Raw genomic sequence first — 22,896 nt, forward strand, 5'->3', positions numbered from 1 at the left:
GGGCGGCCTGCGGGTGAAGCCCGCCTCGTCCTCGAAGCAGATGTAACCCCCGCAGGCCGCCCGGGCCCTTTTACCTCCACCCAGGTCGCCTCCTTCCAGCCGGTCACGGCCTCTTCGTCGCGCTCGGCCACCCTGCGTGCGGGCATCTGCGGAGTGAAACCGAGTCGGCGCATCAGCCTCGTCGCGCCCGAGACGCTGTAGGAGACGTGGAACTTCCTGCCGATCAGCGTGGCCACGCGTGCAGCCGTCCACACCTGGTCCTCAATCCAGCCGTGCGCGGCCGGTCCCTGCTCGAGATACCCGGCGAGCTTGTCCAGACAGCGCGGCGAGAGGCGACACCGGCCCCCGCTCGGCCCTCGGGAAAGCAGCGCGTCGGCACCACCTTGCCGCCACAACTGCTGCCACTGGTAAGCCGACTTCACACTCACACGCAGCTGCCGGGCCACCTCGGGCGGTTTGACCTGCTGAGCGAACAGCTCTGCCGCCTGCATCCGTACCGCTTCCCGGCGCCGCCGTGCTGCAGGCGTCAGCCCGCCCCCATCCGCATATCTCACGCACCACGGACTACCGGCAACACCGCACCCACATCAGGAAGTTCAGCAAACATCACCCTAACGAGCCGAGATCAGTAGCCGCGCTACCCATCCGTGAGGTGGCGGGCGGCTGGGGCAACCAGATGTGGCGCCTCGGGGACGAGCTGGCGGTCCGGATACAGCGGATGGACACCAACCCGGATCTGCAGCTCAAGGAGCGCCGGTGGCTGCCGACCCTGGCCTCGCGCGTGCCGCTGCCGATCCCGGTCCCCGTGCGGGACGGTGCGCCGTCCGAGCGCTTCCCCAAGATCTGGACCGTCATGACATGGGTTGAGGGCACGCCGCTGGACCACGGCTCCATCACCCGCAGCGACCACGCGGCCGACATCCTGGCGGCCTTCCTCAAAGCACTGCATGTGGAGGCGCCCGCCGGAGCACCGGACGCCTCGGACCGCGGCGGTCACCCCAAGGAGTGCACAGAGGGCTTCGAGCGCTTCCTGCGGGCTGTGGACCTCGGCCGTTTCGCCGAGGACGACATCCGAGCCGTGTGGGACGACGCGGCTGCGGCTCCGGGGTGGGAGGGCTCGCGAGTGTGGGTTCACGGCGACCTGCATCCCGCGAACGTCGTCGCCGCCGAGGGGACCCTGGCGGGCGTCGTCGACTTCGGCGATGTCTTCGCCGGCGACCCGGCCTGGGACCTTGCGGCCGCCTGGGTGCTGCTCCCCTCGGGCGGCGCCTCGCGGTTCTTCGACAGCTATGCGCAGGCGGACGAGGCGGCGGTCCGACGGGCGCGTGGGCTGGCCGCAATGAAGAGCCTGTTCCTGATGCTGATGGGTCAGAACGGGGACCGCGGCCTGCCGGGCGGCAAGCCGCACTGGGGGCCCGCAGGCCGGTCGGCGCTTGATCGTGTCCTGAAGGGCCTTTGACACCACCGGGCCTCTCTGGCCACCGTACACTCGGCCGCCGCGCCGCTCACTCCCGCTGTCACTTCGAAGCGGCTCCCGCAGTCACGCGCAATGACAGCCCTGGGAGCCGGACGGGTTCAAGCCTTCGGCGAGCGGAACGGAACGACGTTGTCCGGTGCAGGTGCGTGTTCTGCTTGCGTATCGTCCTGTTGAGTGAGCACAGCGCTGGCGAGGGCGAGCCTGGTCACCTGCTGGCGGAGCTCTTCGATCTCGGCTCTCTGATTGGCAATAATCTTCCTCAGCTTGGTGACCGTTTCCCGGAGTCGTTTCTCGGTCTCCGGGACTTGGTGGGTCTCGACGCGGACGCGTTCGTAGAACTCGTTCTTCAGGTCGACGTGCCGTTTGAGGAGGGCCATGCGGTGGACATCGGCCTCGGCGGCGAGGGCGACGGCTGTCGCAGTCGACGAGGATGAACTGGACTGGGACTTCTGATGCTCAGGCCGCTGCGACGGCCTGGGGGACGCGGGGCTTTGCCGCCGATCTGTGCCTGTTCTTCGACGCTCAGGTCGCCGCAAGATCAACCACCTCTTACTCGGGCGGGTTACGCCGTAGGGCCCTCGAAGAGGTCGTTCGCCTCTTCGAGGGCCGACGCGGTCAAGGGGACGGCTTGCCGGCCGATCGGCACTTGAGTTGTGCGTCGATCTGTGTGGCGGTCTTGAAACCGTCGTGGGTCCAGTACTGTCCCGTCGGGACACGCGCAGCCTTGACCTTGCGGACGTCGAAGACATCCCCTCCGCCGCCCTCGCCCCCGGCGTATATGACGGAGACATCGAGGTACGTCGGCAAGGTCCTGGGCTGTGTTTCCGGACTCGCTTTGAGGAAGTCGTCCGCCTTCCAGAGCGTTACCATGCCCCGTTCCCCCTCAGGTGTCTTCGGGCGGTTTGCCCGCCAGACCAGCTTTTCGGAGTCGCTGTTGTACACCTCGACGGTGCCCAACTTGTCCGTAGGGCAGATGGGGGCCTTGACCGAGACTCGGGATCCATCGATCCGGATGCCGTACAGGAGAGAAGTCGCCGGGTCGGACAGCCTGTAGACGAAGTACATCCACATACCGGCAGCGGCGAGGACGGTCAGGCCAAGTACCGACCCCAGCAGCACGAAGGGCCACACTGGTCGTCGCCGGGACTGGTTCAGCAATTCAGGTACCCCCCATCGGTCCAATTGGCGCGGCGCTCCCACTTGTTGCGGCAAGCGTTGATTCCGGCCCTCAGGTACATGTATCCGAACCGGAAGCCGTACCGCTTCCACTGGCTTCTGTGGCGTTTCTCGTGCCGCATGAGCGCAGGGCTGGGATTCCTCTTCGGTGTGAAGAAGGTGGTCCCGAGTGTGGTTCCACCCCTGGCATGGAGACCGATGCCGCCGGAGCAGACGCGCATACCGTAGCTGTACCTGCATCGGTAGCCCAGATAGCGGCTGCCGACGTAAGCGAGGCCGACTCCGACGATCCGCGCTTGCTGGCGGTTCCTCCACCGGGCGGCCTTGCCGTAGGCGCGGCTTGCGTAGTGCCAGCCAAGTCGTGCGCCCGCGCTGAAGCGGGGCTTCCACCATCTTCCGTCGAGGTCGTAGCGGTTGATCGGGTCGCCGCCGCAGTACTCGTAGGCGTTCGCCGAGCCGCCGGGGACAGGGCCGACGCTCAGGAAGCGTCCGGTGGCGGGGCCGTACAACCGCACACCCATCAGCGTCACGGCGCTGGGGGTTTCGCTGGAGCGCTGCTTGCTGCCGAGCCAGCCGTAGCGGGTGGAGTCGGTGCCGGGCAGCGGCCGGCCGTACTCGTCGTAGGTGCTGACCACCGGTGTGGTGTCGTCGGCCAGCGGGATCTGCGTGGCGATGTCGCCGTGCAGATTGGCCAGTCGCAGGATGACGTCGCCGGTCGCGCTGGTGGTGGCGATCAGGTTGCCGGACAGGTCCTCCAGGCTGCGGCTGATGGTGCTGTTGCTCTTCGCAATCCAGTCCGGGCTGTCGCCGTCGCCGCCGTAGTGGTTGGTCTTGGTGGCGTCCTTGCTCCAGGTGCCGTCCTCGGCCTGTTCCTCGGTCGTGAAGGAGGCCAGGCGCCCGACCGCGTCCAGGTCCCAGGTCGTGCGCTTGGAGTTCGCCGTGATCTGGCGGACGAGGTCGTTGGCGTAATAGGCGTTCTGAGCGCCGCCGGCCTGTGCGGTGGTACGGCCGAAGGCGTCGTAGACAGTACCGGGCGAATGAGCCGGTCGGCGCTGTCGTAGGTGGAGTTGACCGTGTTGGCGGTGGGTGTGCCTCCGTCGACGTCGTCGATGGTGGTGGTCAGGGCCGTGCGGTTGGTGTTGTCGTCGAAGGCGTAGTCACGGCGGGTGGTGACGCCGGCTTGGGAGTCGTCCACCTTGGTCAGGCGGCCTGCCGCGTCGTAGGTGTACTCCTGGTAGGCGCCGCCTCCGGTGTACGTAGTGCGGGTTATGACCTGGTCGTGGATGGACTCGGTGCTGGACTCACCTTGTACGGTCCAGCCGGTCTCCCAGTGCCAGTAGCGTGAGGTCTCGCTGCCGGTGGGGTCGAGGTTGAACTCGACGTCCATGCCCCACGGCAGCTTCTGCTGGTACAGGCGGCCGTCGGAGTCGTAGGAGCCGGTGACATCGCCGATGGTGCCCATCACCGAGTCGTGGATCCGGGTGGGCAGACCGGCGGGGTTGTCATAGTCGTAGCTGACCGTGGAGGGGGCCGAGTCAGCAACCCTGATCCTGCGGTCGCGGTTGTCATACTCGTTGCGGGTGATGTTGCCCGCGCCGTCGTCGTAGGAGATCTCCCTGCCGAGGACGTCGCGGGTACGGCGGATGGTGGCCGTGCCGTTCGTCACGGTTGACACGTCACCGTTGTCCGGTTGGTAGGTGGTGGTCTGCGCCGGTACCGCGGTGCCGACACCGCCCGTGATCTGGGCCTGCTTCAGACGGCCCGCGGCGTCGTAGGTGTTCTCCGTGGTGCGGGTGACGCCGCCTGCTGTCTCGCTGACCTTGGCCGGGTTGCCCCAGCGGTCGTACTCGGCGGTCTTGACCGGCAGTTCGTCCGGGTTGGAGCCGCCCCCTGTGATCTTGCCGGCCGGGCCGGTTGAGCACACCAGGTCGGCCCATTCCGGCCGTCCCTCGCAGGTACCGGTGCCGGTGGCGGACCAGTAGCGGGTCACCGTGGCTCCGGCGTCGTCGCCGTTGGACTTCGGCAGCGTGGTCTTGGTGATCCTGCCCTGGGCGTCGTAGCTGGTCCTCTTGGCCAGCTTCAGCCCGTCGGGGTCGATGACTTCGCTGGTGGGCAGGCCCTTGACCCAGTCGTAGGCGGTGGCGGTGGTGCGTACGTCCCCGTCGGTCGGGTAGCCGTCGATCGCTGCGCCCACCATGGTGGCGGTGATCTGATCGCTCACCGTGGCGCTGCCATCGGTGGGCCGTCCTTCGTCATAGCGGTTGACGGTGTGCTTGCGCGCCGCGACCAGGGACCGGGCCGGCAGGTCGGGGCTGTCCTCGTCGCCCTTGAGGGCGCGTGTGAGGGTGACCAGGTGCAGCGGTCCGTACTCCTCCAGCTCGCGCTTGCCGTCGGCGGAGTACACCGAGACGGTGCCGAGCTTGCGGGCGCGTTCGGCCGGGGAGTCGGCGAGGATGCCGAGTTCGCTCTGGGTCTCGACCTGGAAGTCGCCGGTGCCCAGGGCCAGTTCACGGTTGGTGGCCGTCAGATCGAAGACGGTGTTGCCGAACCGGTCGAACTGTTTGACCGTCAGGTGCCGGCCCGGCAGGCCGGTGTTGACCTCACGTCCCGACGCGCCGGTGTAGGTGATGGTGGCCTTGTCGTAGTTGGCTGCGGCCAGATTGCCCCCGGTGTGTGAGGCGGGAACCTGGTCGGCGGGGAAGATGGCGGTGGCGTCCGTGGGGGCGTCCCTCTGGCCCCACTTGGCGGCTTCGCCGGGCGAGACCTGGTTGGGGGCCTTGTCCCCGGACAGTGGCACGTCGTAGACGATGGAGGTGACGGCCTTGCCGCCGTCCCGCTCGTCCTTGGTGCCCGCCTTCAGCGTCGGGCGGGAGACCTTCAGCAGCATGCCGTCCCCGGCCGCCGCGTTGGAACCGGCCTTGCCGTACTCGAACGTCCACGGCAGTTCGCCCGGCGGGGTCAGGGTGACCACGCGGCCCGCGCTGTCGTAGCTGTAAGCGGTCTTCAGCGCCGGGGTGACACGTGGGTCCCACTGCTCGCGCAGGCGGCCGGCGCTGTCGTAGGCGTACTGGGAGACGACGGTCGCGGTGGAGTTCGACGCTCCGGGGGCGGTGGTCCACAGGCGGATCCGGGTGACCTGCCCGGCCACGTCGCCGAGCGTGTCTCCGTTTGCCGTGGTCGTGGTGGCGTACTGGTACTCCAGGATCCGGCAGCCCTTGGTCGACGGTGCGTTCGCGCAGGTGGCGGCAGAGGCCGCCGAGGACGGCGCGATCACGTACTTGGGCCGGGCCAGGGTCTTTCCGTCCACCGTGACCTTCTCCGAGTACACGGTCGTGGTGGAGTTCTCCGTGGGCAGGAAGGTCCGTGACAGCTGCCAGGTGGCGGCGGCCGGGTCGGTCTTGGTGAACACCGAGGTGGCGCCTTCGGTGTCCTTCAGTGTGAAGGAGCCCGTCAGCGTGCCGGTCAGCGTCAGGTCCTCCGCTCCGGTCTGGGGCTTCCAGCCGCCGCCATTAGCCGCGGTGAACCCGGTCTCTTCCCCGTCCACGTCCACGACGGCCACTGAGGTGGCCGAGGTCTTGCGGACGTAGGTCCAGTTGCTTTCGGTGAGTTCGGCCAGGGTGCCCGCGGTCCACTGGGGGCCGAGGATGGCCACCTGTCCCTCCTGTTGGGAACCGTTGGCCGGACGGCGGGAGGAGAACGTGCGCGTGGCGGTCAGGTCGAAGCCGGAGGCGTCCGTGGCCGACAGGCCGAAGTCACCGGTGAGCGTGTTCACGCTGCCGGGCCCGACCTCCTCGCTGGGAGCCTGGCCCGCGTTGCGGTCCACCGTGATGGTGCTGGCCGGGGAGGCGTCGCTGGTGGCCCCGTCCGTGAACACCGCACAGACCTCTACCGGCCCGTCTTCGCCTAGGGTGTCGGTGATGTTCCAGATCAGCGCCTCGGCTTCACCAGCGGTGACCTTCGCCGGCCAGGCGGCCGGGGTCGAACCGTCGGCCTTGCGGCGCACGTCCTTGGCGGGGATGTCCTTCCAGGTGTCTGTCTCACCACGCCGGTACTGATAACGCACCCCGGTGTCACCCGTCTTGCCCTGACCCGTCAGCTCCGTGCGGCGGGCCGATCGATCGCCGTCACCGGGGGTGAGCAGGGCGGCGCCGGAACCGGCGTAGAAGGTGTAGCTGGTCGCAGTCGAGACGTTGCCCGCCGCGTCCTTGGTGCGAGCGGTCAGGACGTGCTTGCCCGCGCGGAAGACCGGCTTGCCGGTGACGGCGGTGCCGGTGGTGGCCGCCGACTGCCAGGCGCCGCCGTCCACGTTCCACTGCACCTCCTTCACATCGCCGGCCGGCGGGGTGAAGGTGAACGTGCCGGTGAAGTCGCCGTTGTCGTTGGGTTTACCGGACCACTCACCGGCCGGGAAGTCGGCGGAGGACACCTTCGTCGCCGCGGGCGCGGTGGTGTCCACCGTGAGCGCACGGAAGGCGGACCAGGCGCTGTTCGCACTGCCGTCCGACGACCGCGCACGCCACTTGTAACCGCCCGCCGGCAGAGCCGCAGGCTTCCAGGACGCCTGCGCGCCGGAAGCCACGTTGCCGCTGGAGCCCGTGCGCAGCGCGGCGGTGCCGTTGGAGGCCCAGACCTCGAAGTCGAACTTGACCTGCGAGCCGTCGCCGTTCAGCGCCTTCGCCGACAGGGTCGGCGTGGTGCTGTTTGTGGCGGCCTTGTCCGCCGGGGCTATCAGGGTCGGGACGTTGGGGATGGAGTTGTAGGTCACCGACAGGTACGGCGTGTTGGAGGCTGCGTTGCCCGAGTTGAACCGCTTCCAGCCGTACGGGTCGGACTCGTCGGAGGCGCGCAGGCCCACGGAGTTGGTGGCGTTGCCCTTGGCCGCCCACGTCTTCACCAGCGCGGTCACATCCGCGCCGACCCAGCCGTCGTTGCAGGAGCTGGAGTAGCCCTTGGTCTGCGTGCTGGTGGCGTACGTATCGCCCCAGCCCGGCTGGCTCGTCCAACGGGTGCTGGTGCTCGCGGCCTCCGTGGCCACCACCTCCCAGCCCTTGGCCGTGCACGACCAGGAGTGGAACTCGAACAGGTTCAGCTTCGCCGCGGAGATCTGCTTCCCGGTGATGTTCTTCATCGGGAACGACAGGAACGAACGGGCCTTCTCCCCCGCTCCGTTGTTGCCGATCTTCAGCTCGGTGGCGGCGGACTGGTCGGTGGTGTAGCCCTGCTGGACGAACGTGTCGAAGCTGGCGCCGACATTGATGGTCGGGTCGATGGTGACCGGGAACCGGGTCGCCTCGTCGGCCAGGAACTCGGCGTCCGGCGTCAGGGTGATGATGATCGTGTCGCCGTCCTGCGCGACCTTCACCCCGACCTTCGCCGTGTGCGTGTGCTCACCGGAGTTCTCATTGATGCGGGCATCCCACATCACCGGCGACGGCAGGACCCCCGCGGTCTTGCCCTTCGCGTCGGTGAAGGTGACCGACCCGTCCTCGTGCGCCTTCGCCGTCAGCCCCTCGGCCTTCAGGCTGTAGGTGACCTGGCCGTTGGCGTCGACAGCGGAACGATCTTTGAGCTCGAGTAACTGCTCGTAGCCGGTCCGCGTGGACTCAATCAGCAGGTCGGTCGCCGGCAGCACATCCTTGTACCGGGCGACAGTGTCCTCGGCACCCTCAACCGTGGGCGTAGGCAGCGCGCCGTACCAGCCGAGTTGCATCTGCCGGCCCGCACGATCCTCCATGGTCACCAGCGGCACCGGCGCCGACGCGCTCGGCGCACCGGCCGCCTTCAGGCCCCTCGGAGCAGCATGCCTGCCCGCCAGAGTCAGCCCGTGAGGATGCCCCTTGGCCCTGATCGACCCGTCCTCGGCCTGGGTCAGCGAAGCATCGACGTCCTGCCACGAACCGTCATCACCCTTGAAACGGACCGGACCGGCATACGCCTCCTCCGTGACCGTGCCATCGGGATTCACGTAGGTCGTCGAGGTCTCCGTGCGAGCGTCGGTGGCCTCGATCCGGCGGTTCTGGATTTTCGCCTTCAACCGGGCAGCCGCAACGGTAGCCGCTGTGGCGGGTCCAAGTTCCTTGGGCGCTTTGCCGGGTGCGCTCGCCTTCTTTGCGGGCACATCCTGCGGCAGCGCGACAGCCTGGCCCGTGGACTCCACGACCACGGCAGCCTCGAGGGCCATCAGAAGCGTCAGCGCCGCAGCGACCGGGCGCAACCGGCGCATCGAAGAGAGAGGTAACTGGGGCTGCTCAGAGCCAGCGGCCTTGTGCCGCGCGGATCTCTGGAAGAGATATGACATGGGAAGACCTCTCTGGCGCAGATATCTCTCCGCACCGGTTGGAGATCTTCACATGCACCTCACCACTTGTCATGGCCCTTAATGAGCCACGACTTGAACACTGTCAGCTACTGCACCTGGCCGCTTGATCCCTAAGTCACACTTGTTGCATAGCGGGCATCACTTATTTCGCCACATACGGAGGGTGATTACATCGAAATCAACGTCAAGTGGAATGCGCCCTTACGGAAGATTTTGCGAAGCCGGGGGGCTCAGTGGGTTGTATTTCGGCCGCAAAGCCTCTGCCTTTTTTGTGCGCCTATCGCCCGTCGGTCGGACCAGGCGGCAAGCGGAAGAGACGCATCCAAGCACACCTACAGAGGCACGGTTTACTGAGCTTGAACGCGTGGTGTCGCAGTGAGTTGTCCGGGTCTGGGGCGAGTCCGGTTTCTGCGAGGGGTTCGACTGGCCCGCTGTTTCTTCGGCGCTTACTGAGCTTGAACTCGGGTTGCAGTACGCCGTTTGTTATGAGGTATGCGCAGGGTGGTGGGCTGACGGACGAGCGCCGGCAGTTCCGGGAAGGCATCCGGATGCTGGCTGCCGAGCGGTTCTCCGTGTGCGAGCCGAGTTCGCTGATGCGAAGGAGTTACGGGTCAGTGATTCTTAATGCGGTCTGTCAAGCCGCGAGAGCACCGGGTGGAGTGAGCTCGTAGCACCGCCCGTCGCGTAGAAGGGCCCAGAGGACGTTGACGCGGCGACGGGCAAGGGCGAGGACGGCCTGGGTGTGGCGTTTACCCTCGGCGCGTTTGCGGTCGTAGAACTGACGTGACTCATCGCAGTGCCGGATGCTGAACAACGCCGAGATGTAGAAGACGCGTTGGAGGCGGCGGTTGTATCGCTGTGGGCGTCGCAGGTTACCGCTGATTTTCCCGGAATCGCGGGGCACAGGCGCGACGCCGCCGAAACCTGCGAGACGGTCGGCAGTGCCGAAGACCGTCAGGTCGCCGCCTGTGGCGGCCAGGAATTCTGCGCCGAGGATGATGCCCAGGCCGGGCATGCTGGTGATCACGTCGAAGGCTTGGTGGTCGCGAAATCGGGCCTCGATGTCCTTGTCGAGATCGGCGACCTGCTGGTTGAGGCCCATCACCTCCTTAGCCAGGGTGTGCACCAGCTCCGCGGCCAGTTTCTCGCCGGGCAGGCTGGTGTGCTGCCGTTCGGCGGCCTGAAAGGCGATCTCGGCGAGCCGGTCCGGGCGCACGACGTGGCGGTTGCGCAGCCAGGTCTCCAGACGCTTGACGCCGATCCTGCGGATGGCCGCTGGGGTCTGGTAGCCCGTGAGCAACGTGAGCGGGCCGGTATTGGTCAGGTCCAACGCCCGTTCCAGGCCGGGGAAGACGCCGGTGAGCTGGGCTCGCAAGCGATTGACGGTGCGAGTGCGGTCGGCGACCAGGTCCATGCGGCGGCCGGTGAGGATCTTGAGGTCGGTGACGGTGTCGTCGCCTGTCCGTAGTGGGTGCAGGTCACGGCGGACGCGGACCTGGTCGGCGATGACGGCGGCGTCCTTCGCATCGGTTTTGCCCTCGCCTCGGTAGCTCTCGGAGGCGCGGTGGATGGCTCGGCCGGAGATGTAGTGCACCGGCTGGCCATGGTTGAGCAGGATCGCGATGGTCAGGGCAGCTCCGCCGTCGGTCAGGTCGATGCCCCAGATCACCTCCTCGCCCAAGGACAGGACGTCGGCGAGGAGTTCGAGCAGTTCGGGCTCGTCGTTGGTAACACGTCGGGACAGCAGCCGGCGGCCGTCCCCGTCGATCGCGACGCAGTGATGATGGACTTTGCCTGCGTCGATGCCGGCCCAGATCACGGCCATGTGGTGCCTCCGCGCGGTGTGGTGCTGATACCTCCCGACGGACGACCTCGCTGTCGATTCCCTACGGAGCGATCATTCGCAATTCCTAATTGGCAGCCGAGTCGTCGTGGGGCACCGGGCGGCCAATCACTGAGTGGGTGTTCTGCGGGCCTTCGCCTGATTTCAGTTTGAGTTGGTCTCTGGGGTGGCGGGTGCCAGCTGGGCGAGGGTGAACAGTCCGGGCTCGGATTCGGTGAGGATGCCGCGGTTACCAGGCGTTTCAGCTTGGCGCGCATGCCTTCGGTATGTCCCGGCTCGGTGTGCCGGTGCCGAGCGTGTGGCAGACGTCCTTGGCGCGTAGCCTGTCCGTGTTCTGCTCGAAGAGAGCCAGGATCTCGCGGTAGCCCGGCGGCAGCGGCTCGGGCGGTGGGGTGCCGTCCTCTGCCACCAGTTCCAGGATGGTCTCCCGGGTGATCTCCAGCCGCTCCAGGGTCTTCTCGGCGGCGGCGAGTTGCTCGGTGAGCTCGGTGATCTGCTCGCGCAGCCGTTCGACGGTCTCGCGCACCAGCCGCTGCCGGGCCTCGATCTTGTCCAGGAGCTGTCTCACCGCCCGCTCCCGCTCGCCTGGGGTGCATCGCGCCAGGTCGGGGTGGCGGTGCGGGTGAGGCGGCGGAGCATGACGTCGCTCATGGACCAGTGGATCATCGCCACCGAGCTGGCCGGCCGGGTCTCGTAGTCCCGCACGAGTCTGCGGTGGAGCATGAGGGTGCCGAATGTCTGCTCCACGACCCATCGCCTCGGTTCCGGGATGAACCCTCTTGCACCTGGCTCGCGTTGGACGATCTCCACGTCGATGCCGAGGCGGGCGCCGTGCTCGACCACGGCCTGCTTGAACCCGGCGTCCACCCAGCTCTTCGTCACGGTGGGCGCGGCGGCGGCGACCTTGTTCAGCAGGGCGATCCCGATCGCGTTGTCGTGCACGCTCGCGGCGGTCACGACCACGGCGATGATCAGGCCGAGGACGTCGGTGGCGATGCCCCGCTTGCGGCCCGGGCTCTTCTTGCCCGGATCCAGCCCGGTCGTGTCCTTCGGCGCGTTCGCCGAGGCCCGCACCGTCTGCGAGTCCAGGACCACCGCGGTGGGGTCCTCGGGACGCCTGCGCATCTCGCGGGCCTGCCAGCGCAGCAGGTCGTGGATGGTCTCGGTGGTGCCGTCATCCCGCCACAGCGCGAAGTAGTAGTACACCGCGCTCTTCGGCGGCAGGTCGTGGGGCAGGTAGCGCCACTGGCAGCCGGTACGGGCCTGGTAGAGGATCGCATTGACGATCTCCCGCATCTCGTACTGGCCCGCATGCCCGCTGACCGAGGGGTGCCTCGCCTTCCACGCGGTGATGACCGGCCGGATCAGCTCCCATGCCTCATCCGGCAGATCACTCGGGTACGGCTGGCGCCCGTCCACGCCTTCCAGCAGACCGCGCCCCCGGCCGACCGTGAAGTACTGGAACCGGACAACCCGTCCTCAAGCGCGACGAGAAACGCCGAATACTCGCAGAACACCCACTGACACCGGTTGTCGATCGGCGGCGACACCGCCCGGTGTTGGCGGAGAGTGATATCGCCGAGTTTTGAAACCGCTTGGGGGCTTGCGGTGGGACGCTGGGGATGCTCTGCGTGGTAAGGGGGCGCCGGTGCCACCGAAGTCCAAGGTCGATCTGTACGCGGCGATACGCCGCGATGCCCGGGCGGGGATGTCGAACCGGGCCTTGCAGCGCAAGTACGGGGTGGGCTTCCGGACGGTGAAGGCGGCCATGGAGTCCGTCTGGCCGGAGCCGCGCAAGCAGCTGCCGCCCCGCAAGACGCGGCTCGACGCCTTCAAGCCGGCCATCGACCAGATGCTGCGGGCGGACCTGGACGCGCCGCGCAAGCAGCGGCACACCGTCAAGCAGATCTTCGACCGGCTGCTGGACGAGCACGGCGCGGTGGAGGTGACCTATCCGATGGTGCGGGCCTATGTCGCTGTTCGCCGGCCGCAGATACGGATCGAAGGTCGAGCCCCGCGCCTAGCCGGTGAGCACATGTCGGAATCTACCGGCCACACCGTTCACCGACGTTGATTCTCGACGCGAGTTGTCGACACTGCCCACCTGCGGGTTTGCGATCACGGTGTCACTTTTCGAAGTCGTGTGCACGGATGCGCGAAGTGGTCTGCACGCTGACGGGGGGTGCCCACGCATCCCCGGCTGCCTTTCCTGAGCGGGAAACGGGTCCCGGCGCCGCCGTCGGCTGAGGTCGCGGGACGCCCGGGCGGCTTGACAGCCGCGGGGCAAGGTTGCACGGTTAGTTACACATGTAGCTAACCAGTTGGGCGGCTAAGCCAACGATGGACGACGACCGACCGATCTTCCTTCAGATCGCCGAGCTGATCGAGAACTCGATCATCGACGGGTCGCTGGTGGAGGAGGCCCAGGTCCCGTCCACCAACGAGCTTGCCGCCTTTCACCGGATCAACCCGGCCACCGCGGCCAAGGGCGTCAACCAACTCGTGTCGCAGGGAACGCTCTACAAGCGACGCGGCATCGGCATGTTCGTCGCCGGTGGCGCCCGGGCCAGGCTGCGCGAGCGGCGACGGGAACGGTTCACCGAACAGTACGTGGAACCCCTGCTCGCGGAGGCGCGCAAGCTCGGCATCGGCCACGACGAGCTGATGAAGATGATCGATTCATTCGGTGCGGTTGTCGGGAGGGACCTGGGATGACGGCGGTGGTAACCGCACACGGGGTGACCAAGCGCTTTGGTGACGTCACGGCGCTCGACGACGTGAGCTTCGCGCTGGCCGAGCACACGATCTACGGCCTGCTCGGGCGCAACGGGGCGGGCAAGACCACCCTGATGCAGATCCTCACCGGGCAGGCGTTCGCGTCGTCGGGGAACGTGTCGGTCTTCGACGCGCCACCGGTGGAGAACCCGGCCGTCCTGTCGAAGGTCTGTTTCGTCCGGGAGAGCCAGCGCTACCCCCACGTCTACACCGTGCGCCACGTCTTTCGCACCGCACGCCGGCTGTTTGCGAACTGGGACGACACGTTCGCGCACGGCCTCGCCGCGGACTTCCAGCTACCGGCCGGGCGGCTGGTCCGCAGGCTCTCGCGGGGCATGCTGTCGGCCCTCGGCGTGACCGTCGGGCTGGCCGCGCGGGCGCCCCTGACGTTCTTCGACGAGCCGTACCTCGGGCTCGACCCGGCCGCCCGGCAGCTTTTCTACGACCGCCTGCTCGCCGACTACGCCGGGCATCCCCGCACCGTGGTGCTGTCCACCCACCTCATCGACGAGGTGAGCGATCTGGTCGAGCGGGTGCTGCTCATCGACCGTGGCCGGCTGCTGCTCGATGAGGACGCCGACGACCTGCGCGGGCGGGCGGTGGCGGCCACCGGACGGGCGGAGGCCGTGGACGGGTTCGCCGCCGGACGCACCGAGTTGCACCGCGAGCGGTTGAGCGGCCTGGTCCGGTCGACCATCCTCGATGGGCTCGGACCGCACGCGAAGGCGCTCGCGCAGGCGCTGAACGTCGAGCTGGAGCCGCTGTCGTTGCAGCAACTCGTGGTCCGCCTGACCGTACCGCCGACGACAACGGCGCTGGCGGACCGGGAGGCCGCCCGATGAACCGCATCCGTCAGGTGGCCCGTCTCCAGATGCCGGCCTGGCCGCAGATCGTGGGCTGGACGTGGGGCATGATGGCCGTCGCGTTCGGCATCAACCTGTTGACCTTCATGGCGAACTACGACCCGGACGACGGCGTGACGAACACCGGCGGCCTGGTCAGCCTGTGCGGCGTCGCGATCGGGATGGCCGCCGTCTCGGTCACCCAGATCTTCCCGTACGCGCTGGGCATGAGCGTGACCCGCCGGGAGTTCTACCTGGCCTGGTCGCTGCTCGCGGTCGTCCAGTCGGTGGTCTACGCGCTGGTGCTCTGCCTGCTGCGCGCCGTGGAACAGGCCACCGGCTACTGGGGGGTGGGGATGCGCTTCTTCGGCCTGCCGTTCATGGATGACGCCCCCCCGGTGCTGCTCCTGCTCGGGTACGCGGTACTCATGCTGGTCGTGACCCACCTCGGGATCCTGCTCGGCACGTTGTACCTGCGCTGGGGCACCACCGGCGTCCTCGCCAGCCTCACCCTGGCCTTCACAGCGCTCGGGCTGGCCGCCGCGCTGATCACGTGGACCCGGCAATGGCACGCGATCGGCCGCTGGTTGCTCGACCAGTCCCCCACGGCGCTGCTCGCCGGCTGGCCGGTCCTGGTGGCCGCCGCGTTCGCGGTCGGCGGGTACAGGCTCATCCGCCGTGCCACGGCGTAGGCGCGGCGGGCACTCGGCCGCTCCGGACACCGGACAACGCAAACACCAACATCCGCCGTGATGGGCCGCCAGATTGTCAACCCTGTCCACCCGCGTCCTTAGGAGAGATGCAATGACGAGCAACAACACGCCCCCGCCCGCCCCAGGTCTCGGGATCTGGGCAAATCTCGGGATCTGGATCGCCTTCGGCGCTGCCTTCGGCGTCCTCGTCGGCGTCGTCGTCGGGGGCTTTTTCGACAACCTCGCTTACGGTGTCGCGCTAGGTTCGTCCATCGGCCCGGGCCTGGGTATAACCGCCTGGGCCGTCTTCATCGCGCCGCGAAGGAATGCCCGCCGCGACTCCTGAACGTCGAGCCCGAGTATCGGCTACGGGGTCGTAGGCGCCACCGGGAAGTCCAGGAAGCAACGCAACGGCGCTGGCGTCCACTCCTGCCGCACGCCAGCCCCTGCCGTCGGCTCCACAGGCATTCACCCGATCAGCCCAACGAGGCCACCATGCACCGGGAAACGGCGTGTGCGGACTTCCAGGAACTACCGATGGGTTACTTGCTCCCCCGTGTCTGGGCTAGGACTTCGGGGCCATCAAGGCCGCCCAGTTCCCACGCGAGAAATCACTGCGGGCCTTCGACTTCGAGGCGAACCCCAGCGTGGACCCGGCGGTCATCCACACCCTGGCGACCTGCGAGTGGGTCAAGAAGGGACTGCCGCTCTGCCTGATCGGCGACTCCGGCACCGGCAAGTCGCACCTGCTGATCGCGCTGGGCACCGAAGCCGCGATGGCCGGCTGCCGGGTCCGCTACACGCTTGCCACCAAACTCGTTAACGAGCTGGTCGAGGCCGCGGACGAGAAGGTGCTGACCAAGACCATCGCCCGCTACGGCCGAGTCGATCTTCTCTGCATTGATGAGCTGGGCTAGATGGAGCTGGACCGCAGGGGCGCTGAGCTGCTGTTCCAGGTTCTGACCGAGCGCGAGGAGAAGAACAGCGTCGCCATCGCTTCGAACGAAAGTTTCAGCGGCTGGACCAAAACCTTCACCGAGCCCCGGCTCTGCGCGGCCATCGTCGACCGGCTCACCTTCGGCGGCAACCTCATCCAGACCGGCACCGAATCCTACCGCCTGGCCCTTACGCAGGCCCGGGCCGCCGCGCACGACGCCTCCGGCTGACGTTGCACCACCAAGCCCTTCCTCGCCAGGAGCCGCAACTGTCGCTCAGGAAGCTGTCAGGGTGGAGGCTCCTGTTCTTGCCCGTCGTAAGGAGTGCGGCGAATGTGCACCGTGCCGGCGTCCAAGTCCACCCGCAAGGGCGGATCTTCTGCCGGCCTGACGTTCTTGCGCACGCGCTCTTGTTCCATAGCGCGCTTGACGGCCTGGGCCCCGGGGTCACCCTCCTGGATAAGGGCTTGCCCGTGGGGGGTGAGCTGGGCGAACGCCGGAAGCACGCTGAAAGGTGCTGCACCTCTCGGTGCACCTCTCGGTGCAACGGTGCAGCCAACCGTCCAGGCAACGGTCGGGCCCACCAAGGGAGCAACTGCCCCCGAGGCGCCGGTCGGCATCGGCCGGCGGCGCAGCTCACCGGCGGCCGAGGGGTCGCACCGCACCCGGCGGGATCGGTTGCGACGCCAGCGCTAGGTGGGTGTCTGGTCCTTGGCGCAGCAGGCCGGGGAGATCAACTGGGCGTTGCTGCCGTATCGAACGGTAAGTCCCTGGCACCGGGCGCAGGGGCCGATCTGCTGCGGCTGGCAGCCGAGCATGATCGCTGCCGACGCGGGGTCGGTCGAGGGGTCGATACGTCTGACGGAGTCGTTCATGCATCCGAATCTACGTCGGGCGATCCGGAAGGCTTCGCATCGCGGCCGGCGGCTTGGCGGCGAGAGGTTCGGTGGGCAAGCTGCCGCCTGGGCCTGGGCAAACCCTGCTGGTTCGGGGTGGGCAAGCCGGTCCTGTCAGTCTCGGCGGGGGGCCAGCAGCCTGGTTCGGTCAGGTGCGGGTGACGGTGAAGCCGGTGCTGTTGAGGGCATTGGTCCACACGTTGCGGTCGAACCACTTGGTGATGTCCGGCTGCATCTCGCTGAGAGCTGTCGGCGGTCACTGGTCGGGGGCGAGCTGATCAGCTCACCGTTACCATCACGCACGGATCGAACCTCTCGGCGTAGCGGCTGCGGGGCGCGGTCCGCCCCGGCCGTATGGCGTTCGCGGCGCCGGCCGGGGCGTCCGGTGTGCGGGTTCGACGGTACGGGCACCTGTTTTTCAACGAGGTTGGGGCAGGATGGTCGACATGCCAGAGCGGGAAGAACCGCAGTCGCGAGACGCGGGCGAGGGGGGACCCAGGTTGGTGAACATGTCGCAGCTCGCTACCGAGCTCGGCACGACGCGACAGGCGATCCACGCATGGCGGCGCGCGCACGACGACTTCCCGCAGCCGCAGCGGCAGCCCGGCAGCACCCGCGATCAATGGGATCTCGACGAGGTGCGTCGGTACTAGGATGCGCGCGAGCTGCAGCCCGGCCGCCGCACCGACCTGCAGACCGACGACGAGTAGCGTCGCCGACTCCCCATACAAAACGGCCCCCGTCGCGATGCCGGGGGCCGTTCTGTGTTCGCCGAATGCGCACACCCGCCTGGAGGCGGTCGTGGCGGCCCGCAGAGCGGGGCTGCTGCCCTGAGGTCTCCGTGATGTGCAGCAGGCCACATGGTCAGCGTGCTCCCACTGGGCCGAAGGGACGCGCGAGTACCGGTCTCTTCGGGAGTCAGCCATTGCATCGCCGGACGGGGCCGAAGACCTTCACGTAGCGGGCGGAGACCCAGCCGTACGGCCGCTGGTCAAGGTTGTACCAGACGTTGTTCCCCTGGACCTTCTGTCCCAACGCCCTGCACTTGATCCAGACCTTCTGGTGGGCTCGGAGGCTGCCGACCACCTTCGAGCGAGTGGTGGGCGCCTGACGCACGTTCAGGCTCTTCTTCGCGATGACTTCGCCGAGGCTCGCGGGGTGGCAGCGATCACTGCGGTTGACGGTGGTGGGGTCGGCAGCCGTGTGGGTGGCACTGTCGCCACCTCCGGTGACGGTCGCGGTGTTGGTGACGCGGCCGGAGGCCTCACAGGAGACGTCGACGTTCAGCGTGATCGGCGGATAGCTCTGCCCGGCCGGAAGTACATCATGGCGAGTGCAGGTCAGCGTGGACCGGCTGCACCTCCATCCCGTGCCGCCGATGCTGGTAGCGGTGAGCGCCTGTGGGGGCGTGTCGCGCACGGTGACGTTGCTGCCGTCGGTCGCGCCGGGGCCGCTGTTGCCTACGGTGATGAGGTAGATGCCCTGCTGGCCCTGGGTGAAGTTCCCAGTGTGGCTCTTCCTCATGTTCAGGGAAGGCCGTGCCGGGCCATCGGGGGTGATCGCCACACGCTGGGGGTAGTCACCGACGGGGATGGTGACGGTGACCGTGTTGGTAGCGGTGTCGATCACCGACACACTGTCCCAGGGCGGGTTGGTGAGGTAGACGTGCAGGCCGTCCGGGGTGATTGCCGCACTGTTCGCGTAGCGGCCGACGGGGATGATGGCGGTGACCGTGTTGGTGGCCGTGTCGATCACCGACAACTTGTTGCCGGTCGTGACGTAGGCGTGCAGGCCGTCCGGGGTGATCGCCACGTCCTCCGGAGCATGGGGCACTCCGATGGTGGCGGTGACCGTGTTGGTGGCGGTGTCGATCACCGACACACTGCCGAATTCAAGGTTGGCGACGTAGGCGTGCAGGCCGTCCGGGCTGATTGCCACACCCCTGGGGACCGCGCCGACGATGATGGTGGCGGTGACCGTGTTCGTGGCGGTGCCGATCACTGACACGCTGTCCGAGTTCTCGTTGACGACGTAGACGTGCAGGCCGTCGGGGCTGATCGCCACATCCCGCGGGAAGCGGCCGACGGGGACAGTGGCGGTGACCGTGTTGGTGGCCGCGTCGATCACCGACACACTGTCCCCATCCGCGTTGGCGACGTAGGCGTGCAGGCCGTCCGGACTGATCGCCACAGCGAACGGGGCATCACCGACGGGGATGGTGGCGGTGACCGTGTTGGTGGCCGCGTCGATCACCGACACACTGTCCCCATCCGCGTTGGCGACGTAGACGTGCAGGCCGCCCGGACTGATCGCCACAGCAAACGGGGCATCACCGACGGGGATGGTGGCGGTGACCGTGTTGGTGGCCGCGTCGATCACCGACACACTGTCCCCATCCGCGTTGGCGACGTAGACGTCCGGGTCCGGGGCGGCCCAAGCCGGCGACGGGGCGACAGCCGGTACGGCCAGGCCGGCCACCACGACCAACCCCACCATGCAGACCCGCACCCACGCACACGGCCGCGGTCGGCACCTGTTCTTCTTCGCAGTCGACATGCGGCACGACTAGCGGAACTCCCCGGCGTGCCGGCATTACCGCGCCGCACCAGGCAGGCGATCCACTCACCCGTGGTAGCCCTGCATCCAGGGAGTCGGCCATGTAGACCAGCCCGCCACACACGGGCTGCTGAGGGGCCGTCCCGTAATCCCCGGCGGGCGGGACGGCGGTCGTGCGTCGTGCGGGTCGTCGCGGGAAGACGGGAGTTCGACGACGGAACCGTCCCTGCCGTCGTCGCTCCAGCCGGTGGAGGCGGCGGTCGGCCTGCCCATGGTCACCGGCCATGACGGCCCCAGTCAGCCCTCACCGACCCATCAGCCCTCATCAGCCCGTATTCATTCACCATCCCACAGAAATTCCGTATACAGCCTTCTTGTTATTACCCTCACTCACCAACTCCCCGTTTCTCAAGGCTTTTCTGCCTAATATTGTCCCGAACACGACACGAAAGGGCCGGTGACCGTGGGACGGGACTTCGAGGAGCCTGTGAGAGAGCGGTCCGAGCTGGTCATCGGGCGGGAGGAGCTGGTCACCACTGCCAGGCGCCAGCTCTCCCGAGGCGGCAGCGTCCTCTTGCACGGGCCCGCCGGAATTGGAAAGTCGACCGTGCTGCGGGCCCTGGCCGCGGAATACGCCGCCGCCCGGACGGTTCTGCGGTGTTCCGCCACCGAGTCCGAGTCGCTACGCTGCAGCGCCCTCCCGAGCCCGCACCGCGGCCCGCTGTCGCGCCCGAGCCTCGGCCCGCTTCCTGCGTCGGTCGGCGCCGTCGAGCTCACGCTGCAGCGCGGCGAGCTGCTCGGCGCTCGACCAGGTGCGGCGTCCGTCGACGAGCCCGACCGGGGCAGCGCAGTCGGGGCCGGCGCACGTCGCCCTGTTGTCTTCCCTACCGCCGGCGTGCATGGTAAGGACGTCGCCGCAGTACGGGCACGGCCGGTTCATCGGCACGTCGTACCGGTCGACGGTGCCGCCGATCGTCCGCTCGACCCGGCGAGCAGCCTCGCGGGCGACGAGCGCAACCTGCACGCTCTGGGCGACGCTGTTGGCGAGTGCGGAGGCGTCGAAGTAGCGCCAGGCTGATCGCACCTGGATGCCGAGTTGGTCGGCCACTGCGTGGACGTTGCGCTCGATGGTGTCCTCCACCGTCGCGGGGGTGAGTGTGACGCCCCGCCGGGCCAGTTCGGTGAGGGTCTCGGCGACGGCTTCTTTGGACGCTTTGGTCTTCCGCACCACCGCATCGTAGGGGCGTGGGGCTTGCCCGGGAGGCCGCATGGGGGAGTTCGGGGCGCGGGGGGTTCAGGGCGAGGGGGCCAGGGAGGCCGGGAAGACGGCGTTGGATCCGAAGCGGGCGCGGGCGGTGTCGGCCGCCTTCTCGAGCCGTCGTGCTTTGTCGTCGCTCGCGTCGAGGAGGAGCTGGTGGTGGGCAGTGCGCCCGCTGTCTCATCAACCGGCGCCTGGGCGAACTGCTGGGTCCCCCGTCCGATGCCCTCCACCCTGGCCTCGAAGCCCTCCGGCACAACATCGCCACCACCGAACACCCCATCACCACCAGGCGGTGGCTGAACAAGCCGTCTGTCTCCCCGGTCCTGTCCGACCTCGCAGCCGGCCGACGAGCCCTGACCCACGAGGCCCTCGACGAACTGCCCGACAGCCCGCCCCTTGCCTACCTCCGCCAAGTCCTCGCCGGCGTCGGCGCCCTGCCCGAGCGGGACGAGTACATGGTCCGCCTCGAACGCTTCCTCACCGGCCTCCTCGCATCCCAGCCAGACCCCGAACAACGCAAAATCCTGCACCGATACACGATCTGGCACCTGATCCGGTGACTTCGCCGACGCAACAACGACCGCCCCATCACCCCGCAGCAGTTCAACTCCGCACGTCAACGCACCCACGCGGCCCTCGCCTTCCTGAACTGGCTGACAGCCCACGACCTCACCCTGGCCACCTGCCGGCAAGCCGACCTCGACCGCTGGCTCACCGACGACTCCGCCGCCTACCGCCACACGGCCGGACACTTCATCCGCTGGGCCCGCACCAACAAGCTCACCACCGTCCACGTCCCCGCCATCCGCTGGAACGGCCCCACCCAGCCACTCGACGACGAGCACCGCTGGAACGTCGCACGCCGGCTCCTGCACGACGACACCCTCAAGCCCGAAGACCGCCTTGCCGGGCTGCTACTCCTCCTCTACGCCCAAGGACCGTCAGCAATCCACCGGTTGACCACCGAAGGCGTCGAGGTCGGCGCTCAAGAAGTACGCCCCCAACTCGGCAATGCACCCGTCCAACTGCCCGAGCCCGTCGCCCAGCTGGCCCGCGCTGTCGCCGCGAACCGCAAGGGGCACGCGACCATCGGCGCCCTGGCGCCGTCTCCATGGCTCTTCCCCGGAGGCCAGCCCGGACGGCCGATCAGCACCACACAGCTGACACAACGCCTCAACCAGCTCGGAATTCGTCCCAACCAGGCTCGCAGCACCGCACTCTTCCAGCTCGCCACCGAGATCCCCGCCGCGATCCTCGCCCGCACCCTGGGCATCCACACCGATGTCGCTGTCGCCTGGCAACGGCTCTCCGTCGGCGACTGGGCCAACTGCGCCGCAGAAGTCAGCTGTCGCATACCCGTGATGGCAGCAGCCACGAGGACAGCAAGAAGAGGACGACAACACACGGAACATTTAACCTAATTGCTACGTTTTATGCAGATAAGGGATATGCGACAGTGAAGGCAGGACACTGACATGCAGGCATACGTGCTGACCCGGTACGGGGACGCGAGCGCGATGGAATTCCGGGATGTCCCCGAGCCGACGGCAGGCGACGGCCAGGTGCTCATCCGGGTGCGGGCCGCAGGACTGAACCCGATCGACTTCAAGGTCCGCGAAGGCAAGATGAAGATGCTGACGCACCTTGATCTTCCCCTGGTGGCGGGCAGCGAGCTGTCCGGCGTGGTCGAGGCGGTCGGCGCGGGCGTCACCCATTTCGCGGCCGGCGACCGGGTGTTCGCCCGGGTCGACAAGACGAAGCTCGGCGCCTATGCCCCTTACGCTGTCGTCGACGAGACGCTGGTGGCGAAGATGCCCGAGTCCCTGGACTTCGCCGAGGCGGCCGGGTTGCCTCTGCCCGGGCTGACCGCCCTGCAGGCGCTCCGCGACGTGGTGGGCGTCGCCGAGGGCGACAAGGTGTTTATCTCCGGCGGAGCTGGGGGCGTCGGCACCCTCGCCATCCAGCTCGCCGTCTGGATGGGGGCGAAAGTGGCCACCTGTCGGCGTACACGTGAACGCGGCCAGTCACGTACGAGTGAAAAGGGCCGCTTGTTGAGGCGGTGAGTCCTGTTGCTCGGCAGTCTGCTGCTACTTGGTCAGGGGCGGCGGAGGGCAGCTGACGATG

19 protein-coding genes and 4 pseudogenes are annotated in these 22,896 nt (G+C 67.9%); 12 read left to right on the forward strand and 11 right to left on the reverse strand.

Annotated features, from left to right (window positions below):
• Positions 1-554: helix-turn-helix domain-containing protein (locus EF387_RS44260; RefSeq protein WP_420802702.1), on the reverse strand; the 554-nt coding region annotated here is incomplete at its 3' end.
• A gap of 77 nt (positions 555-631) precedes the next feature.
• Here EF387_RS44260 and EF387_RS44265 point away from each other — a divergent pair.
• Positions 632-1,459: pseudogene (locus EF387_RS44265) on the forward strand (aminoglycoside phosphotransferase family protein); the annotation flags it as partial.
• 116 nt (positions 1,460-1,575) lie between these two features.
• Here the strand turns inward: EF387_RS44265 and EF387_RS44270 are convergent.
• The 7 genes and pseudogenes from EF387_RS44270 to EF387_RS44295 form a co-directional block, all read right to left on the reverse strand.
• Positions 1,576-1,893 (reverse strand): annotated as a pseudogene (locus EF387_RS44270) (hypothetical protein); the annotation flags it as partial.
• A 199-nt stretch (positions 1,894-2,092) separates the two neighbouring features.
• Positions 2,093-2,596, reverse strand: coding sequence for a hypothetical protein (locus tag EF387_RS44275; protein ID WP_128382263.1), 504 nt, complete (start codon positions 2,594-2,596; stop codon positions 2,093-2,095).
• A gap of 32 nt (positions 2,597-2,628) precedes the next feature.
• A complete protein-coding gene (locus EF387_RS49135; RefSeq protein ID WP_238432052.1) occupies positions 2,629-3,288 on the reverse strand; it encodes an RHS repeat-associated core domain-containing protein in 660 nt (219 codons plus the stop codon).
• Positions 3,289-3,386: 98 nt separating this feature from the next.
• Positions 3,387-8,876 carry a DNRLRE domain-containing protein gene (locus EF387_RS44280; RefSeq protein ID WP_162467341.1) on the reverse strand — a complete coding sequence of 1,830 codons (5,490 nt, stop codon included), beginning with the start codon at positions 8,874-8,876 and terminating at the stop codon, positions 3,387-3,389.
• 730 nt (positions 8,877-9,606) lie between these two features.
• The gene (locus EF387_RS44285; RefSeq protein ID WP_128382264.1) at positions 9,607-10,797 is read right to left on the reverse strand and encodes an IS110 family RNA-guided transposase; all 1,191 of its coding nucleotides are present in this window, start codon (positions 10,795-10,797) and stop codon (positions 9,607-9,609) included.
• A 259-nt stretch (positions 10,798-11,056) separates the two neighbouring features.
• Complete coding sequence (locus tag EF387_RS44290) at positions 11,057-11,383, reverse strand: hypothetical protein (RefSeq protein ID WP_238432053.1); 327 nt, start codon at positions 11,381-11,383, stop codon at positions 11,057-11,059.
• The gene (locus tag EF387_RS44295) at positions 11,380-12,234 is read right to left on the reverse strand and encodes an IS5 family transposase (protein WP_128382265.1); all 855 of its coding nucleotides are present in this window, start codon (positions 12,232-12,234) and stop codon (positions 11,380-11,382) included. The genes EF387_RS44290 and EF387_RS44295 overlap by 4 nt, the downstream gene beginning before the upstream one ends.
• Positions 12,235-12,463: 229 nt before the next feature.
• Between EF387_RS44295 and EF387_RS44300 the strand changes: the two genes are divergently transcribed.
• The 6 genes and pseudogenes from EF387_RS44300 to istB form a co-directional block, all read left to right on the forward strand.
• Positions 12,464-12,889 (forward strand): hypothetical protein, encoded by a 426-nt coding sequence (locus EF387_RS44300; protein WP_420802703.1) that lies wholly within the window; start codon positions 12,464-12,466, stop codon positions 12,887-12,889.
• Positions 12,890-13,155: 266 nt separating this feature from the next.
• Positions 13,156-13,530, forward strand: a complete 375-nt coding sequence (locus tag EF387_RS44305) for a GntR family transcriptional regulator (protein ID WP_128382266.1) — start codon at positions 13,156-13,158, stop codon at positions 13,528-13,530.
• Positions 13,527-14,432 carry an ABC transporter ATP-binding protein gene (locus EF387_RS44310; RefSeq protein WP_128382267.1) on the forward strand — a complete coding sequence of 302 codons (906 nt, stop codon included), beginning with the start codon at positions 13,527-13,529 and terminating at the stop codon, positions 14,430-14,432. Before EF387_RS44305 ends, EF387_RS44310 begins: the two co-directional genes overlap by 4 nt.
• Positions 14,429-15,124 carry an ABC transporter permease gene (locus EF387_RS44315; protein WP_128382268.1) on the forward strand — a complete coding sequence of 232 codons (696 nt, stop codon included), beginning with the start codon at positions 14,429-14,431 and terminating at the stop codon, positions 15,122-15,124. The genes EF387_RS44310 and EF387_RS44315 overlap by 4 nt, the downstream gene beginning before the upstream one ends.
• A 112-nt stretch (positions 15,125-15,236) precedes the next feature.
• Positions 15,237-15,470 (forward strand): hypothetical protein, encoded by a 234-nt coding sequence (locus tag EF387_RS44320; protein ID WP_128382269.1) that lies wholly within the window; start codon positions 15,237-15,239, stop codon positions 15,468-15,470.
• A gap of 235 nt (positions 15,471-15,705) precedes the next feature.
• Positions 15,706-16,290: pseudogene (gene istB, locus EF387_RS44325) on the forward strand (IS21-like element helper ATPase IstB); the annotation flags it as partial.
• 461 nt (positions 16,291-16,751) lie between these two features.
• Here the strand turns inward: istB and EF387_RS44335 are convergent.
• On the reverse strand, positions 16,752-16,934 hold the full coding sequence (locus tag EF387_RS44335) for a hypothetical protein (protein WP_128382270.1): 183 nt from the start codon (positions 16,932-16,934) through the stop codon (positions 16,752-16,754).
• Between the two features lie 530 nt (positions 16,935-17,464).
• Between EF387_RS44335 and EF387_RS46945 the strand changes: the two genes are divergently transcribed.
• Positions 17,465-17,608, forward strand: a complete 144-nt coding sequence (locus tag EF387_RS46945) for a hypothetical protein (protein ID WP_155589835.1) — start codon at positions 17,465-17,467, stop codon at positions 17,606-17,608.
• A gap of 265 nt (positions 17,609-17,873) precedes the next feature.
• On the opposite strand, the gene EF387_RS44340 is transcribed toward EF387_RS46945, so the two are convergent.
• Complete coding sequence (locus tag EF387_RS44340) at positions 17,874-19,511, reverse strand: YVTN family beta-propeller repeat protein (protein WP_128382271.1); 1,638 nt, start codon at positions 19,509-19,511, stop codon at positions 17,874-17,876.
• Positions 19,512-19,968: 457 nt separating this feature from the next.
• Here EF387_RS44340 and EF387_RS44345 point away from each other — a divergent pair.
• A pseudogene (locus EF387_RS44345) lies at positions 19,969-20,193 on the forward strand (AAA family ATPase); the annotation flags it as partial.
• On the opposite strand, the gene EF387_RS49140 reads toward EF387_RS44345, so the two are convergent.
• A complete protein-coding gene (locus tag EF387_RS49140; protein ID WP_238432054.1) occupies positions 20,194-20,739 on the reverse strand; it encodes a hypothetical protein in 546 nt (181 codons plus the stop codon).
• Positions 20,740-20,891: 152 nt separating this feature from the next.
• Between EF387_RS49140 and EF387_RS44355 the strand changes: the two genes are divergently transcribed.
• The 3 genes from EF387_RS44355 to EF387_RS44365 all read left to right on the forward strand — a co-directional run bounded on the left by EF387_RS44355 (position 20,892) and on the right by EF387_RS44365 (position 22,835).
• The gene (locus EF387_RS44355) at positions 20,892-21,332 is read left to right on the forward strand and encodes a hypothetical protein (RefSeq protein WP_128382272.1); all 441 of its coding nucleotides are present in this window, start codon (positions 20,892-20,894) and stop codon (positions 21,330-21,332) included.
• Positions 21,333-21,728: 396 nt separating this feature from the next.
• A complete protein-coding gene (locus EF387_RS44360; RefSeq protein WP_128382273.1) occupies positions 21,729-22,193 on the forward strand; it encodes a hypothetical protein in 465 nt (154 codons plus the stop codon).
• Between the two features lie 54 nt (positions 22,194-22,247).
• Entirely contained in the window at positions 22,248-22,835 is a 588-nt protein-coding gene (locus EF387_RS44365; RefSeq protein WP_128382274.1) for an NADP-dependent oxidoreductase, read from the forward strand.
• Positions 22,836-22,896: the final 61 nt, after the last annotated feature.

The sequence above is a fragment of the Streptomyces cavernae genome (genome assembly GCF_004023625.1).
Classification (GTDB): Bacteria; Actinomycetota; Actinomycetes; order Streptomycetales; family Streptomycetaceae; genus Streptomyces; species Streptomyces cavernae.

Bases quoted from the DNA above. Each gene is read 5' to 3' on its own strand.
- EF387_RS44280 (WP_162467341.1), bottom strand. From the start codon at position 8,876: ATGCGCCGGTTGCGCCCGGTCGCTGCGGCGCTGACGCTTCTGATGGCC.
- EF387_RS44285 (WP_128382264.1), bottom strand. From the start codon at position 10,797: ATGGCCGTGATCTGGGCCGGCATCGACGCAGGCAAAGTCCATCATCAC.
- EF387_RS44305 (WP_128382266.1), top strand. From the start codon at position 13,156: ATGGACGACGACCGACCGATCTTCCTTCAGATCGCCGAGCTGATCGAG.
- EF387_RS44310 (WP_128382267.1), top strand. From the start codon at position 13,527: ATGACGGCGGTGGTAACCGCACACGGGGTGACCAAGCGCTTTGGTGAC.
- EF387_RS44315 (WP_128382268.1), top strand. From the start codon at position 14,429: ATGAACCGCATCCGTCAGGTGGCCCGTCTCCAGATGCCGGCCTGGCCG.
- EF387_RS44320 (WP_128382269.1), top strand. From the start codon at position 15,237: ATGACGAGCAACAACACGCCCCCGCCCGCCCCAGGTCTCGGGATCTGG.
- EF387_RS44335 (WP_128382270.1), bottom strand. From the start codon at position 16,934: ATGAACGACTCCGTCAGACGTATCGACCCCTCGACCGACCCCGCGTCG.
- EF387_RS46945 (WP_155589835.1), top strand. From the start codon at position 17,465: ATGTCGCAGCTCGCTACCGAGCTCGGCACGACGCGACAGGCGATCCAC.
- EF387_RS44340 (WP_128382271.1), bottom strand. From the start codon at position 19,511: ATGTCGACTGCGAAGAAGAACAGGTGCCGACCGCGGCCGTGTGCGTGG.
- EF387_RS44365 (WP_128382274.1), top strand. From the start codon at position 22,248: ATGCAGGCATACGTGCTGACCCGGTACGGGGACGCGAGCGCGATGGAA.